This is a genomic window from Marivita sp. (assembly GCF_051859345.1).
In the GTDB taxonomy this organism is placed as follows: domain Bacteria; phylum Pseudomonadota; class Alphaproteobacteria; order Rhodobacterales; family Rhodobacteraceae; genus Marivita.
The window spans coordinates 222,192-236,199 of record NZ_JBHYFV010000003.1; the positions used below are offsets into that span (position 1 = coordinate 222,192).

Sequence of the window (14,008 nt, forward strand, 5' to 3'; positions counted from 1 at the left end):
TGACGGTTACAATAATTCGCGGGATTTTCCGAAGCGGCCGTGCAAGGTCTGCGGCATCGCATTGATCATTTGAGTTTTTGCCATGCATCCGAACCCGAGTTTTCACAGTAAAGACCACTCAAAGGACATAGCCTTTGTCCGAAACCGCGCGTTTGGCACGGTGATGGTGAATGGTGATCCTGTGCCGATGGTGGCGCATGTTCCGGTTCTGGTGTCCGAAGACGGGCGCGAGGTGTTGATCCATCTGGTGCGGTCGAACCCGATCGCACGGGCGCTGACGGCACCGCAACCTGCGCGGATCGCGGTCAGTGGGCCGGATGCCTACATCTCGCCCGACTGGTACGGGATCGAGGATCAGGTTCCGACGTGGAATTATGTGGCGGTACAGATCACAGGGCTGTTGGAGCGGTTGCCGCAAGAGCAGATGCGGGACGTGCTGGACACGCAATCGGCCTTTTTCGAGGCACGGCTTGCGCCGAAGCCGCCCTGGACCACCGGCAAGATGACGCCAGACGTTCTCGAGAAAATGATGCGGATGATTGTGCCCTGCCGGATGAAGGTCGAGGATATCGCGGCGACGTGGAAGCTTGGCCAGAACAAGGATGATGCTGTGCGGGAACGGGCGGCGGCGATGGTGCCCGGCGGATTGGGGGCGGAGCGTGAGGCACTGGCGGCGTTGATGGCCAATCCGCCGGACCTTTGAGCCGGGTCTTTCCGTCGACGCATCGCCCTGCGGCGCTTTGCATTCGGGTCGCGGCAGGCTTAGCTAGGGAAACACATTTTTTGGAGCAGGCAGATGCAATTACTTCGTTCAGGTCCATCCCCCTTTGTTCGCAAGGTTCTCGTCACGCTGCATGAGACCGGGCAGTACGATGATATCGAACATGTAAACGTGGCCAGCACACCGCTCGCGCCGGATTCAAAGCTGATCGCGGCGAACCCGGTGGGAAAGATTCCGGCGCTTGTACGTTCGAACGGGCCGACGATCTATGACAGCCGGGTGATTTGCCGGTTTCTGGATGCACGCGCCAATGGTGGCCTTTATCCGGAACACCGGATCTGGGACACGCTGACGCTCGAGGCGACGGCGGATGGCATTCTGGATGCGGCGGTGCTGATGGTTTATGAAACCCGGTTCCGCCCCGAAGAGAAAGTCATGATGGACTGGGTCGAGGGCCAGTGGAGCAAGGTGTCGCGCGCGCTGGATGCGCTCAACACCCGGTGGATGAGCCATCTGAACGGACGTATGGATATGGGACACATCGCGGTGGCCTGCGCCCTGGGGTATCTTGACCTGCGCCACGATGAACGGTCCTGGCGCATCGGGCGCGATGGCTTGGCGACCTGGTTCGAAACGTTTGCAAAGCGTGACAGCATGGTGGCGACACATCCCGAACCCTGATACGCCACGGCACGTCACCACGCGATGCCTTGCACGTTGCCCTGCACGGGTTTACCGACGCGCAACGTTTTGAAAGGATACTGCCGCGATGCGGATGACCGATACGTTTATCAAACCGATGCACCCCGAGGGACGCAAGTTCGTTGCGATCTTCGCGGTGATCACCCTTGCCCTGTTCGCCATTGAGGATGTGCTGGGCTGGATCGGCGTCGGTCTAACCGTCTGGTGTTATTACTTCTTTCGCGATCCAGAAAGGGTGACGCCGGATCGGCCCGGACTTGTTATCAGCCCGGCGGATGGCATTGTGTCGCTGATCGAACCGGCCGTTCCCCCGCGCGAGCTTGGCCTGCCGGAGGTGCCGTTGACACGGGTCAGCGTCTTTATGTCGGTGTTCAACTGCCATGTGAATCGCGCGCCTGTCGCCGGAAAGATCGAAAAGATCGCCTATCGTCCGGGCAAGTTCCTGAATGCGTCGCTTGACAAGGCGAGCGAGGACAACGAGCGCAATTCGCTTGTGATCCGGATGGAGGACGAACGCATTCTGACGGTGACGCAAATCGCCGGACTGGTGGCACGGCGCATCATGAGCTTTACGCAGGAAGGCGCAGTGCTTGACCGGGGAGAACGGTTTGGTCTGATCCGTTTCGGGTCACGGCTCGACATTTATCTGCCGGACGGCGTGGAGCCATCGGTCAAGATTGGTCAGACCATGGTTGCTGGCGAAACGGTGATTGCGGACCTCACACCATGAGCAGCGAGCGCAATGGCGAAAAACTAACGCTGGTTCAGCTGTTGCCGAACATGCTGACGGTAACCGCCATTTGTGCGGGGCTGACCGCGATCCGGTTTGGATTGCAGGGCAATTACGAACTGGCGGTGCAGCTGATTCTGCTGGCAGCCATTCTGGATGGTCTGGACGGCCGGTTGGCGCGCGCCCTGGGCAGCGACAGCAAGATGGGCGCAGAGCTTGATTCCCTGGCGGACTTTCTGAATTTCGGGGTCGCTCCGGGATTGCTCCTGTATGTCTGGGCGCTTGAGGACACCAAGCAACTGGGTTGGATGGCGGTTCTGGTCTATGCGGTCTGCGCCGTCACCCGACTTGCGCGGTTCAACGTGGCGCTGAAAGCCGAAAAAGGACCGTCCGACAACGCGTATTTCATGGGAATTCCATCACCCGCAGGGGCGATTCTGGTGATGCTGCCGATGTATGCGTCCTTTGCCTTTGACAACGAACAGATCATCCCGGACGTGCTTTTGTCGATCTACATCGCGGGAATTGGCCTGTTGATGATCGGACGTTTCCCGGTCTGGTCCTTCAAGACGACGCGGATCAGCCAGCGGCGGGCAAAAATGTTTCTGGTGGCCTTTACGGCCATCGGCGCGGCGGTCGCCATCTACACCTGGATCGCGCTGGTTGTGCTTAGCCTGATCTATAGCGCTGCGGTGGTCTGGATGCTGCCGAAGTCGCGCCGCGCTTTGGCGCAGTCGCGACTGACGGACAAGTCCTAGACCCTAGAACTTGAGCGTCAGGCCCACGTTGACCGCATTGGTCTTGATGTCTGTGTCAAGCGATCCACCCTCGGGCAGGTCAACCGAATTGCTGGAATATGTGAACTGGTATTCGCCAAAGACCGCAAACCGGTCATTCAGATCATAGCTCACACCAGCCGTCAGGCGGGCCGCCGGACCGGTGTATTGAAATTCATAGGTTTCAATGCCGGTGGTGGTGTCCACATCGACATGCGGCACCGCGATGCCGATGCCGCCGCCAACATAAGGCGTGACCGCACCCTGCGCCCAAAGACCGGGCCAGCGTTGATAGGCGTTGACGGTCAGAATGTTCAGCCCGTCGGTGAATTCGAGATCGGAGAAGCCAATCGCCGCCTTTTCATCATCAGGCGCGTAGACCTTCGCGTGGGTGAATTCGAGCCCGAAGCCGAGCTTTTCGTTCTTCCACCACGTTCCACGCACACCGTAATAGGGCGGCATCTCGAAAGAGCGCCCTTCCCAGCCGATCAGCGCGTCGATGTCGGCACCTGTGCCCGGATAGTCGCCGTAAAGACGGCTGTGCGGCGCGGTCTGCCACCCGGAATAGATGGAAAGCTCCATCTCGGCGAGCGCGGGAGACGCGATGACCGATGTGCTAAGTGCAAGAATACCTGACAGAATCGTTTTCTGCATGGGAGCCGTCCGTTTCGAGTTTCATCGCTGCCTAACACGGCAATATGGCACCGTCAGTGCAAATTACCGCGACACTTCGGCGCTTATGTCTAACCTAGGTCGTCTGGAGGTGGACGGCTAGGGGGTTGCCCGCTAAATACCCGGTCGGAACGCCGCTCGTCTTGCGGCCCAACCCGTATTGTGGCCAGACCATCGGCCGATAAATGGAGATAACCTCGTGTCCAACGCAGAACACCACGAAGGCACCCGGAGGGACTTCCTGTACTACGCAACAGCCGGTGCAGGTGCCGTTGCGACCGGTGCCGCGGTTTGGCCTTTGGTCAACCAGATGAACCCGTCCGCAGACGTTTTGGCATTGTCCTCGATTCGAGTGGACGTGTCGGGATTGTCGGAAGGCTCGCAGCTTACTGTGAAGTGGCTCGGCAAGCCGGTCTTTATCCGCCGCCGCACTCCGGAAGAAGTCGAAGATGCGCGCAGCGTCGATCTTTCCGACCTTGTCGACCCGATCGCGCGAAACGCAAACCTTGACGATGCCGCAGACGCCACGGACGAAAACCGTGCGCTGGACGACACCGGCGAGTGGCTGGTTCAGATGGGTGTGTGTACGCACCTTGGCTGTGTCCCTCTGGGCAATGCCGGTGATTACACGCTCGACGGTAACGTTGGCGGGTGGTTCTGCCCATGCCACGGATCGCATTACGATACGTCGGGCCGGATCCGCAGAGGTCCAGCCCCGGAGAATCTTCCGATTCCTCCGGCTGAATTCGTCGACGAAACAACAATCCTGCTGGGATAAGGAGGCGCGCGAATGTCTGGAATTCCTCACGACCATTATGAGCCGTCGACCGGCGGAGAAAAGTGGCTGCACAAGCGGTTGCCAATCGTCGGTCTGATGTATGACACCCTGATGATCCCCACACCCAAGAACCTCAACTGGATGTGGATCTGGGGTATTGTCCTTACCTTCTGCCTGGCTTTGCAGATCATCACCGGTGTCGTTCTGGCGATGCACTACACGCCGCAGGTCGATATGGCCTTCGCCAGCATCGAGCACATCATGCGCAACGTGAACGGCGGCGCGATGTTGCGTTACCTGCACATGAACGGCGCGTCGCTCTTCTTTGTGGCGGTTTACGCGCACATCCTGCGTGGTCTTTACTACGGATCGTACAAGGCGCCGCGTGAAGTCACCTGGATTGTCGGCATGCTCATCTACCTGTTGATGATGGGAACGGCGTTCATGGGTTATGTTCTCCCTTGGGGTCAGATGTCCTTCTGGGGTGCCACCGTGATCACTGGCCTGTTTGGTGCGATCCCGCTGGTTGGTGAATCGATCCAGACCTGGCTTCTGGGTGGACCTGCCGTGGACAATGCCACGCTGAACCGCTTCTTCTCTCTGCACTATCTGCTGCCGTTTGTGATTGCCGGTCTCGTGATCGTTCACATCTGGGCCTTCCACACCACGGGCAACAACAACCCGACCGGTGTCGAAGTGCGTCGCACATCCAAGGCGGATGCCGAGAAAGACACCCTGCCCTTCTGGCCCTATTTCGTGATCAAGGACCTGTTCGCGCTGGCGGTCATCCTCGCGGTGTTCTTCGCGGTTGTCGGCTTCATGCCCAACTTCCTGGGCCATCCGGACAACTACATCGAAGCCAACCCACTTGTGACACCGGCACACATCGTTCCGGAATGGTACTTCCTGCCGTTCTACGCGATCCTGCGGGCCTTTGACGGTGAAGTCTGGGTCGTGATCGCGGCGAGCTTTCTGACCGGTGGCATCGTCGACGCCAAGTTCTTTGGTGTTCTGGCGATGTTCGGTGCGATCGTCGTGATGGCGCTGGTGCCGTGGCTTGACACATCGTCGGTGCGCTCTGGTCGCTACCGCCCGATGTTCAAGTGGTGGTTCTGGCTGTTCGTGGTGAACTTCTTTGTTCTGATGTGGGTTGGCGCAATGCCTGCCGAGGGTATCTACCCGTACATCGCCCTGATCGGTTCGACCTACTGGTTCGCCTATTTCCTCGTGATCCTGCCGTTGCTTGGTGTGCTTGAAAAGCCGCTGCCGCAACCGGACACCATCGAGGACGATTTCACGGCCCATTATGGCAAGTCCTCGACCACTGAGGGCGCTCCTGCAGCGACCCCGGCCGAGTAAGAAAGGACAAGCGACAATGCTTAAGAAACTTGCCCTCGCGGCCACTCTGGCCATGGCCCCTGTCTCCGGCGCGTTTGCCGCCGGAGCGGATGGCCACGTCGAGAATTTTGACTTCTCCTTCGAAGGCCCCTTTGGAACCTTCGATCAGGCACAACTGCAACGTGGCCTTCAGGTGTATACCCAGGTCTGTTCTGCCTGCCACGGCATGCAATATGTGCCGCTGCGCACGCTGTCGGCAGAAGATGGTCCCGGTATGCCCGAAGACCAGGTTCGCGCCTATGCGGAGCAGAACTTCGAGGTCTTCGACAGTGAGCTGGACGACTTCCGTCCGGCGCGTCCGACCGACAACTTTCCGGCGAACACGGCCGCAGGTGCGCCTGACCTGAGCATGATGGCCAAGGCGCGTGCCGGTTTCCATGGCCCGTATGGACTGGGCATCAACCAGTTCTTCAAAGGCATGGGGGGACCAGAGTATATCGCTTCCTTGCTGCATGGCTATACCGGTGAAGACAAGGAAGAGGCCGGAACGATTCTCTACGAGAACACCGCGTTCCCGGGTGGATGGATTTCGATGGCGCCGCCGCTTTACGGCGATGATGTCGAGTATTCCGACGGCACCGAAACCACCATCGAACAGCAGTCCAAAGATGTGGCCGCGTTCCTGATGTGGGCCGCAGAGCCCAAGCTGATGGCACGCAAGCAGGCCGGGTTTGTCGGGGTTGTGTTCCTGACCATCCTGTCCGTGCTGTTGTACCTGACCAACAAGCGGATCTGGGCCCCCGTCAAGGGACGTTCCAAGGATTGAGCCTTCTGATTTGAAACTGTGAAAGCCCCGCCAATCTGGCGGGGCTTTTTGCATTCTGACATACGGTATCGACATGGCGGAGGAGCGTGCTTTGCACATCGCGCAACAGCGCCCTCAAGCAGGTTTACCGCCCTCCCAGATACGCGCGCAGACCCGGTGGCGGATTGTCCAACAGGGTTTGCGTGTCCTGCGGCGGGGACACCACACCGTTCTCGACCACGATGGTCTGCCGGGCAAATCGCCGGGCATCATTCGGATCATGTGACACCAGCAGAATCGTCAGATTTTCTGCCTGTGCGACTTCGCTCACCAGATCCAGCATCTCATGTTTCAAGGCGGGGCCCAAAGCGGCGAATGGTTCGTCCAAAAGCAGCACCGGCCTTGCCTGTATCAGAACCCGCGCCAACGCCGCGCGGCTTTGCTGGCCTCCGGACATTTCCGACAACCGGCGCGGTGCAAATCCGGCCAGCCCGACACGCGCCAGAACGGTGTCGATCCGTTCGGCATCGCCGCGTTGCAGCCGTCCGGTTCCGGGGTTCAGCGCAAGCGCGAGGTTTTGTTGGAGTGTCAGATGCGGAAACAGGTTGGTGTCCTGAAACAGAATGCTGATCGGACGCTCTGCCGGGGCCAGATGGGTGATCTCGGTCCCATCCCAACGCAGAGCGCCGCTGATTGGATCGCGAAACCCCGCGATGACGTCGAGCAGTGTGGATTTGCCCGACCCGGATGCGCCAATGACCGCGACGCACTGGCCGGCCGCAACGGTCAGGTCGGCGGTCAGGTCGAACGTGCCAGCCCTTGCGCGAATGGTCTCAAGTCGAAGTGCCAACGCGCCCTCCCCTGTCGAATATCCAGAACAGGCCAAGGCTGAGGATCAGCAACAAGAGCGCTGCACCTGCCGCCTGCTCCATCCGGTAGGCCCCCATGAGTTGATAGACCTTGAGCGGCAAAGTTGCCCGATCCGGATCCGCAAACAGCGCGATCACGCCGAGGTCCCCCATCGAGAGCGCCGCTGTCAACCCGGCCGCAAATCCCAGAGGGCGTTTCAACCGGGGCAACAGAACCCAGCGCAACCACGCCCAGGACGACAGGCCCAGCGCACCGCGAAGGCGCGCGTAATCGGTCCGGATCGTTTCTGCCTCGGGGCGCAGGATGCGCAGCACGAAGGGCAGGCTGACAAACGCATTGACCGTCGCGGTCACATACAGCGCAAGATCAAAAGGGTTGGCAAAAGGCCGCACAATCAGGAACAGCCCGATCCCCAGCACCAGCGGCGAAAGCGCGATCCCCGCAAGGCCCAGCCATTCGCCCCAGCGCGTTGCCAGCGGCAAGGCCCAGAGCAGGCAGAGAAGCGTAGAGCCCAGCGCAACAAGGACCGAATGCCCCGCTGCTTGCCACACCGACGCCCCCAGCGTGGTGATCCCGGCAAGACCGTTCAGCGCAACCATGGTCAGCGGCGTCAACAGGAACAGCGCAGCGAGGCCGATCCAGATCGCATCCGTGCAGATGGAGAGGTGATCCGAACGGTCCCAGCGCGGCACGCGCCGGTCCAACCCTTTGGCCGCGACGGGCAACGATGTCACCCGAAGCGCGATCAGCCCGGCGGTCAGGGCAAGCGCCAATTGCACCAGACCCAGAACCGCAGCGCGGGAGAGATCGAAATCAAACCGCATGGATTGATAAATGGCGAGTTCAAGCGTCGTCGCGCGCGGCCCTCCGCCCAGTGTCAGGGCCACTGCGAAAGAAGACAGGCAGATCACGAAGATCACCGCAAAGGCTCCGGGCACGATCCGGCGCAGCATCGGCGCCTCCATCGACCGCCACATGGCGCGGCGTCCCATTCCCAGTGTTGCGGCCAGGCGAAATTGCTCTGCAGGAATGGCCAGCCAGCCTTGGAGGATCAACCGCGTCGCCAGAGGCAGGTTGAAGAACACATGTGCCAACAGCACACCGTGCAGACCATAGATTTGTAGTTCGGGTACTCCCATTGGAGACAGTACCCGGTTGAGTAGACCGGACTGACCAAACACCGCCAGCAGGCCCAGAACGGCGACGATCACCGGCAGGATGAACGGCGCACCGAGCAACGCCACCAGCAGTCCACGCCCGATGAACTTTCGCCGCGCCAAAGCCCGCGCCAAGGGGATGGCGAACAGCACGCTGAGCGCGGCCGAAAGCGTCGCCTGCAATACCGTGAACCGCAACGCCTGCCAATCCGCCGGACGAAACCCGGAAAAAGCCTCTGCCCGCAGGATCACCGCCGTGACCGGGCCGATCACCAGACCGGCCACGGTCAAAGCCGCGATGATTGCGGGTGTTATTGAGACAGGGCGCGACGCCATTCCTCGACCGTTTCATCCCGCAGGGCTGCGGCCTCTTCTTCGGAATAGAACAGCACTTTTTCGGGCAGGTTCAGCTCCTTGAAGCCATCTGGCCACTTGCTCGGGTCAAGCTTGGCCGGGAAGGACCAGTTGCCGGTGGCGATCATGGTCTGGAACTCTTCGGACAGCTGGAATTCAAGGAATTGATCCGCCAGCTCAGGCACATCGGTGCCCGCGACCTTTGCCGAGAGTTCGACCATGAAGTAATGGCCTTCCGGGAAAATCGCCGCTTTCTTCGTGCGGTCATCCTCGGCGATGATGTGATAGGCGGGCGACGTGGTATAGCTCAGCACCATGTCGGCTTCGCCGTCTGTGAACAGACCATAGCTTTCCGACCAGCCCTTGGTGACCGTCAGGATTTTCGGCGCAAGCTGTTCCCAGACCTGTTCCGCCTGATCGCCATAGATCGCCTTGACCCACAGCACCAGGGCAAGGCCCGAAATCGACGAACGCGGATCCTGGATCACGATCTTGAGATTATCGGGCGCATTGAGCAATGCGTCGAAGCTTTCGGGCACCTCCGAAATGCGCTCTTCATTGTAGATGAACGCTGTGTGCCCGAAATTGTAGGGCAGGAAAACCTCGTCGGTCCATTCGACGGGCAGGGTCAGGGACGAGGTGTCCTGCCCATGCGGTCCGAACAACCCGCTTTCTCGCGCGCGCCGGGTGACGTCGGTGTTCAAACCAAACACGATATCTGCGTCGGTCTGATCACCTTCCAGCAGGATGCGGGGCAAGAGATCACCTGGCTTGAATTGCAGATCGCAGGCGCATTGCGCCTCGAACATCTCTTCGATCCTTGGGCCGGGACCCCATTCCGAGACGATGTAATCACCCGCATAGACAGTCAGAACGGGTGTGTCCTGAGCAACCACCATCGTGGTCGACGCAAGAAATCCCGCAGCAAATGTAAGGGCCGTTTTCATGGCATCCTCCTGTATTGCGACGAGAGGGCAAAGCAGGAGCGTATCCAGACCTTCCCTCCGCCGGTGTTAACCGGTTCAGGTTCAACGGGTTCGCATCACGCATCTCAGCCGGTCGTCTGGCACCCCGAGGTATCGCAAGACGTAGCCTTGGCGCGGCGGCACTTCAAGGCGAAACCGGCTTTGTCTTCATCTTGCCGAATAAACTCCGGGGGGCCGTTCATTTGGCGCCATTGGTTCAAGCCCAATGGACGGCGGGGCAGAGCCCCCCACGGATCGGATTGGCGCAACCAATTCGAAACATCTTGAGAGACACCGCCGGCTGCCCTAGGACACTTCCCAAGCAAGGAGACCCAATAATGAGCCTCAACACCTTCGGACATCTCTTCCGCGTCACCACATGGGGCGAAAGCCATGGGCCTGCGCTTGGCGCCACGGTCGATGGATGTCCACCGGGGGTGCCGATTGATGCGGGCATGATCCAGCACTGGCTCGACAAACGCAAACCGGGTCAGAACAAGTACACGACCCAGCGCCGCGAGGCCGACGAGGTCAAGATCCTGTCGGGTGTGTTCGAGGGCCAGACCACCGGAACGCCGGTGCAGTTGATGATCGAGAACACGGACCAGCGGTCGAAGGATTACTCTGACATCATGGAGAAATTCCGCCCCGGCCACGCGGATATCACCTATTGGCAGAAATACGGCATCCGCGACTATCGCGGTGGCGGGCGGTCCTCGGCGCGGGAAACAGCGTCGCGGGTGGCCGCAGGTGGCCTTGCGCGCGAGGCGATCAAGGCAATGTTGCCGGGGGTGCAGATCACCGGCTACATGACCCAGATGGGGCCACACAAGATCGACCGGGACAGGTTCGACTGGGACGAGATCGAGAACAACCCGTTCTGGGTGCCGGATGCAAAGGCGGCGCGTGATTGGGCGGATTATCTCGACGGGTTGCGCAAGTCTGGCGAAAGCGTGGGTGCGATCATCGAGGTTGTGGCGCGCGGCGTCCCGGCGGGGCTGGGCGCGCCGGTCTATGGCAAGCTGGATACGGATCTTGCCGCCGCGATGATGAGCATCAACGCGGTCAAGGGTGTCGAGATTGGCGAAGGCATGTCCTCGGCGATGTTGACGGGCACGTTGAACGCAGACGAGATCTTCATGGGGCCGAACGGCCCGGAATACAGCTCCAACCATGCGGGTGGTATTCTGGGCGGGATTTCGACCGGGCAGGACATCGTCGTGCGGTTCGCCGTCAAGCCGACCTCGTCCATTCTTTCGACCCGCAAGACCATCACAAAGTCCGGGACCGAGACCGAGATCATCACCAAAGGCCGTCACGACCCCTGTGTTGGCATTCGCGCCGTGCCTGTGGGTGAGGCGATGATGGCCTGCGTGATCCTCGACCACCTGCTGCTCCATCGCGGACAGGTGGGCGAGAACCGCGGCAAGATCGGTTGAGTTCCTGCCTCAGCTCTTGACGGTCTGGCGCGAGATTTGCACGGCCAGGATGCCGAAGGTGATGATGATCACGCCGAGGACATCCATCGGACCAAGGCCTTCGGACAGGATCAGCGCGGCAATTGCGACACCAAGGAACGGGTTGAGGAAGTGGAAGGTTGCCGCCTTGACCGCACCGATGCGGTTGACCAGCCAGAACCAGACCAGCGTTGCAGCCAGTCCCGGAACAAGGGTTGTATAGACGAAGGCCAATACAAGCTTTGGAGACATCGTCACTGCGAGGGTCTCAAGCACAAGGCCCGCAGGCCAAAGCACCGCGCTCCCGACCAGCATCTGCAAGCCGACCACCATCATGAAGTTGCCGCCCGAACTTGCATTGCGCAGTGCAAGCGTGGCGACGGCGAGTGACATCACACCGATGATGCACAGGCCGATCCCCAACAGGTCCGCCCCGGCCCCAAGCCGCGCGCCCATGATGATGACCACACCGCAAAAGCCCGCGATCAGTCCCATCACCCCAAGAGGCGACATGCGCTGACCAGCAAAGAGCCATCCCGCCACGCCGACCAGCAGTGGCATGGACGAGGCGATGATTGCGGCCAAAGACGCCTCGATCCGCTGCATGGCCACGAAATTGAGCCCCAGATAGAGCGCGTTCTGGCAGATGCCGAAAAGGATTGTGGCCCGCCATTGTGACGCACTCAACCGCCAGGACTGTCCCATCCAGAGCGCAACAAGCACCGCAAGCGCCCCGGAAATCGTAAAACGCAACGCCAGCGCCATGAGCGGTGGCGCATCTGCGACGATGATCCGGGCTGACGTGAAGGCAGAGGACCACATGACCGCAAAAGCCAGCCCCATCAGGATTGCGCGTATGTCCAAGGGGGTCTCCCGGGTGAGTATAGGATTGTCGTGTCGGAGCACACATTGGACTGTGTCCTGTCCGAGGCCATCTACACCTCCGGACACCAAAGTTTCAATGTCTCTCTTTAACGTCTCCCGTTGTGCGGTTGCGGTCTTGTCAAATCACCCGGCCCTTAGCCTTTTTCGGGATCCGTCATCGTCACACTGACACCGCCGATGCCATCGATCAGCACTTCGACCTCCATCCCGGCCTTGATCGGACGCGCACCGAGCGACGTACCGCAGGCAATGAGGTCTCCGGGATTGAGCGTCATGTCCTGTGACAACAGGCTGACGATCTGCGCCGGAGGCAGGATCATGTCGGAAGCCGGATAGGATTGCCGTTCGCGGCCATTGACCAGCACCGTGATGGTAAGGTCCTTCCAGTTCACATCCGTGTCGATCACCGGACCGACAACGCCGAAACCGTCAAAGCTTTTTGAGCGGGTCCATTGCGGGAAAGACGCGTCCGCATTGAGCACGTCCAGCGAGGTGATGTCATTGACGCAGGTGTAGCCGAAGATGGCCTGTTCGGCGTCTTCCACGGTCACGTTCTTGCACGTCCTGCCAATCACGATGCCCAATTCACCCTCGAACACAACGCGACCTGCGGACGCCGGGATGTCAACCTTGGCCCCCTGACCGGAAAGCGACGTATCGGCCTTGAGAAAGTAGAGCGGATGTGTCGGATGGTCATTCCCCGCCTTTTCCGCAGCCGCCTTGAAGTTGTTCCAAAGGCCGATGAACTTGCCCGGTACAACAGGCGGCAACAGGGCCACGTCGGACAACGGCACAGCCTCACCCTTGGGCGTGTCAGAGCCAAAGCCGGCGCGCGGGTGGAAGACGTCGTCCGTGATGACGCCGGTGATCTCAAGTCCGTCTGGGGTTGTGCCTCTGGCCCATTTCATCGTGGTCTCCTCTGTGGTTTCCCCGTCCGCGATCAGAATATTGCGGTATCGGGACGTTATACGGATCGCTGCGTGCAACGCCATGGGTATTGACGGGGCGGTGTGTTGGTCTGTGACCTGCGCTGCCCCGACGAAAAAACCCCGCCGATCGAACGGCGGGGCAAGGTAAGTGCCGCGGATCATGACCGCAGGCACCGGCGGTGTTCGGAGGTTCAGATCATTTCGGATCGGATCTGCTGGCGCAGCACATCAATGGGTACGGTCTTCCCATCGCGGCGGAAGCACCAGTAGGTCCAGCCATTGCAGCTTGGCGCGCCTTCAAGATGGGCCCCAACCTGATGGATTGATCCTTTGACATCGTTGCCGATCAGCGTGCCATCGGCACGAACCTTGGCCTTGTGACGACCGTTCATGCTGTGCAACTCCTCTCCGGGGCGCAGCATGCCACGTTCCACCAACTGGCCAAACGGCACGCGCGGCTCAGCGCGTTTGCTGGTCGAGGTTTCAAGAGCAGCCTTGTCAAGACGGCGGACAGATGCGATGCGCTCTTTGGCAACCACGCGGTACTTTTCCTCGCGTTCGATCCCGATCCAGTCGCGGCCCAGCATCTTGGCGACAGCACCCGTGGTGCCGGTTCCGAAGAACGGATCAAGCACCACATCGCCCGGTTTGGTCGACCCAACCAGCACACGGTGCAAAAGCGCCTGCGGTTTCTGCGTCGGATGCGCCTTGTCGCCCGCCGCATCCTTGAGCCGCTCGCCGCCATTGCAGATCGGTAGAACCCAATCCGAACGCATCTGGATACCCTCGTTCAGCGCCTTGAGCGCCTCGTAATTGAACGTGTATTTCGCCCCTTCGGATTTCGATGCCCAGATCATGGTTTCGTGCGC

Annotated in this window: 15 protein-coding genes and 1 riboswitch; of the genes, 8 read left to right on the forward strand and 7 right to left on the reverse strand. The window is 60.2% G+C overall.

Going from position 1 to position 14,008, the window contains the following annotated elements; translation table 11 throughout:
• The first annotated feature begins 82 nt into the window (after window positions 1-82).
• The 4 genes from ACTIEN_RS03950 (at window position 83) to pssA (ending at window position 2,911) form a co-directional block, all read left to right on the forward strand.
• The gene (locus ACTIEN_RS03950; RefSeq protein ID WP_439521800.1) at window positions 83-703 is read left to right on the forward strand and encodes an FMN-binding negative transcriptional regulator; all 621 of its coding nucleotides are present in this window, start codon (window positions 83-85) and stop codon (window positions 701-703) included.
• Between the two features lie 93 nt (window positions 704-796).
• A complete protein-coding gene (locus ACTIEN_RS03955; RefSeq protein ID WP_439521801.1) occupies window positions 797-1,402 on the forward strand; it encodes a glutathione S-transferase in 606 nt (201 codons plus the stop codon).
• 88 nt (window positions 1,403-1,490) lie between these two features.
• Window positions 1,491-2,153, forward strand: a complete 663-nt coding sequence (locus ACTIEN_RS03960) for a phosphatidylserine decarboxylase (protein WP_439521802.1) — start codon at window positions 1,491-1,493, stop codon at window positions 2,151-2,153.
• Window positions 2,150-2,911, forward strand: coding sequence for a CDP-diacylglycerol--serine O-phosphatidyltransferase (gene pssA, locus ACTIEN_RS03965; protein WP_439521803.1), 762 nt, complete (start codon window positions 2,150-2,152; stop codon window positions 2,909-2,911). The genes ACTIEN_RS03960 and pssA overlap by 4 nt, the downstream gene beginning before the upstream one ends.
• Window positions 2,912-2,914: 3 nt before the next feature.
• On the opposite strand, the gene ACTIEN_RS03970 is transcribed toward pssA, so the two are convergent.
• Window positions 2,915-3,583: an outer membrane protein gene (locus tag ACTIEN_RS03970; RefSeq protein ID WP_439521804.1), complete on the reverse strand. Its 669-nt coding sequence runs from the start codon at window positions 3,581-3,583 to the stop codon at window positions 2,915-2,917.
• Window positions 3,584-3,800: 217 nt separating this feature from the next.
• On the opposite strand from ACTIEN_RS03970, the gene petA reads away from it, so the two are divergent.
• From petA to ACTIEN_RS03985, 3 genes are read left to right on the forward strand one after another with little or no spacing between them, the layout of a single operon-like run.
• The gene (gene petA, locus ACTIEN_RS03975) at window positions 3,801-4,379 is read left to right on the forward strand and encodes a ubiquinol-cytochrome c reductase iron-sulfur subunit (protein WP_439521805.1); all 579 of its coding nucleotides are present in this window, start codon (window positions 3,801-3,803) and stop codon (window positions 4,377-4,379) included.
• A 12-nt stretch (window positions 4,380-4,391) separates the two neighbouring features.
• A complete protein-coding gene (gene petB, locus ACTIEN_RS03980) occupies window positions 4,392-5,738 on the forward strand; it encodes a cytochrome b (protein ID WP_439521806.1) in 1,347 nt (448 codons plus the stop codon).
• Window positions 5,739-5,754: 16 nt separating this feature from the next.
• Complete coding sequence (locus tag ACTIEN_RS03985) at window positions 5,755-6,543, forward strand: cytochrome c1 (RefSeq protein WP_439521807.1); 789 nt, start codon at window positions 5,755-5,757, stop codon at window positions 6,541-6,543.
• A gap of 124 nt (window positions 6,544-6,667) precedes the next feature.
• On the opposite strand, the gene ACTIEN_RS03990 is transcribed toward ACTIEN_RS03985, so the two are convergent.
• Genes ACTIEN_RS03990 through ACTIEN_RS04000 form a run of 3 tightly spaced genes read right to left on the reverse strand, consistent with a single transcriptional unit; the run spans window position 6,668 to window position 9,850 of the window.
• Window positions 6,668-7,372, reverse strand: a complete 705-nt coding sequence (locus ACTIEN_RS03990) for a thiamine ABC transporter ATP-binding protein (RefSeq protein ID WP_439521808.1) — start codon at window positions 7,370-7,372, stop codon at window positions 6,668-6,670.
• Complete coding sequence (locus ACTIEN_RS03995; protein ID WP_439521809.1) at window positions 7,356-8,885, reverse strand: thiamine/thiamine pyrophosphate ABC transporter permease ThiP; 1,530 nt, start codon at window positions 8,883-8,885, stop codon at window positions 7,356-7,358. The genes ACTIEN_RS03990 and ACTIEN_RS03995 overlap by 17 nt, the downstream gene beginning before the upstream one ends.
• Complete coding sequence (locus ACTIEN_RS04000) at window positions 8,861-9,850, reverse strand: thiamine ABC transporter substrate-binding protein (RefSeq protein WP_439521810.1); 990 nt, start codon at window positions 9,848-9,850, stop codon at window positions 8,861-8,863. The genes ACTIEN_RS03995 and ACTIEN_RS04000 overlap by 25 nt, the downstream gene beginning before the upstream one ends.
• 35 nt (window positions 9,851-9,885) lie before the next feature.
• Window positions 9,886-9,987, reverse strand: a riboswitch (TPP riboswitch).
• A 219-nt stretch (window positions 9,988-10,206) separates the two neighbouring features.
• On the opposite strand from ACTIEN_RS04000, the gene aroC reads away from it, so the two are divergent.
• On the forward strand, window positions 10,207-11,307 hold the full coding sequence (gene aroC / locus ACTIEN_RS04005) for a chorismate synthase (RefSeq protein ID WP_439521811.1): 1,101 nt from the start codon (window positions 10,207-10,209) through the stop codon (window positions 11,305-11,307).
• A 9-nt stretch (window positions 11,308-11,316) separates the two neighbouring features.
• Here the strand turns inward: aroC and ACTIEN_RS04010 are convergent, their stop codons facing one another.
• The 3 genes from ACTIEN_RS04010 to ACTIEN_RS04020 form a co-directional block, all read right to left on the reverse strand.
• The gene (locus ACTIEN_RS04010) at window positions 11,317-12,189 is read right to left on the reverse strand and encodes a DMT family transporter (RefSeq protein ID WP_439521812.1); all 873 of its coding nucleotides are present in this window, start codon (window positions 12,187-12,189) and stop codon (window positions 11,317-11,319) included.
• A gap of 155 nt (window positions 12,190-12,344) precedes the next feature.
• A complete protein-coding gene (locus ACTIEN_RS04015) occupies window positions 12,345-13,118 on the reverse strand; it encodes a fumarylacetoacetate hydrolase family protein (RefSeq protein WP_439521813.1) in 774 nt (257 codons plus the stop codon).
• A gap of 212 nt (window positions 13,119-13,330) precedes the next feature.
• The coding region (locus ACTIEN_RS04020; protein ID WP_439521814.1) for a site-specific DNA-methyltransferase at window positions 13,331-14,008 on the reverse strand (678 nt) is incomplete at its 5' end.

Bases quoted from the DNA above. Each gene is read 5' to 3' on its own strand.
- ACTIEN_RS03985 (WP_439521807.1), top strand. From the start codon at position 5,755: ATGCTTAAGAAACTTGCCCTCGCGGCCACTCTGGCCATGGCCCCTGTC.
- petB (WP_439521806.1), top strand. From the start codon at position 4,392: ATGTCTGGAATTCCTCACGACCATTATGAGCCGTCGACCGGCGGAGAA.
- ACTIEN_RS03955 (WP_439521801.1), top strand. From the start codon at position 797: ATGCAATTACTTCGTTCAGGTCCATCCCCCTTTGTTCGCAAGGTTCTC.
- pssA (WP_439521803.1), top strand. From the start codon at position 2,150: ATGAGCAGCGAGCGCAATGGCGAAAAACTAACGCTGGTTCAGCTGTTG.
- ACTIEN_RS03960 (WP_439521802.1), top strand. From the start codon at position 1,491: ATGCGGATGACCGATACGTTTATCAAACCGATGCACCCCGAGGGACGC.
- aroC (WP_439521811.1), top strand. From the start codon at position 10,207: ATGAGCCTCAACACCTTCGGACATCTCTTCCGCGTCACCACATGGGGC.
- ACTIEN_RS04000 (WP_439521810.1), bottom strand. From the start codon at position 9,850: ATGAAAACGGCCCTTACATTTGCTGCGGGATTTCTTGCGTCGACCACG.
- ACTIEN_RS04015 (WP_439521813.1), bottom strand. From the start codon at position 13,118: ATGAAATGGGCCAGAGGCACAACCCCAGACGGACTTGAGATCACCGGC.
- ACTIEN_RS03950 (WP_439521800.1), top strand. From the start codon at position 83: ATGCATCCGAACCCGAGTTTTCACAGTAAAGACCACTCAAAGGACATA.
- ACTIEN_RS03970 (WP_439521804.1), bottom strand. From the start codon at position 3,583: ATGCAGAAAACGATTCTGTCAGGTATTCTTGCACTTAGCACATCGGTC.
- ACTIEN_RS03995 (WP_439521809.1), bottom strand. From the start codon at position 8,885: ATGGCGTCGCGCCCTGTCTCAATAACACCCGCAATCATCGCGGCTTTG.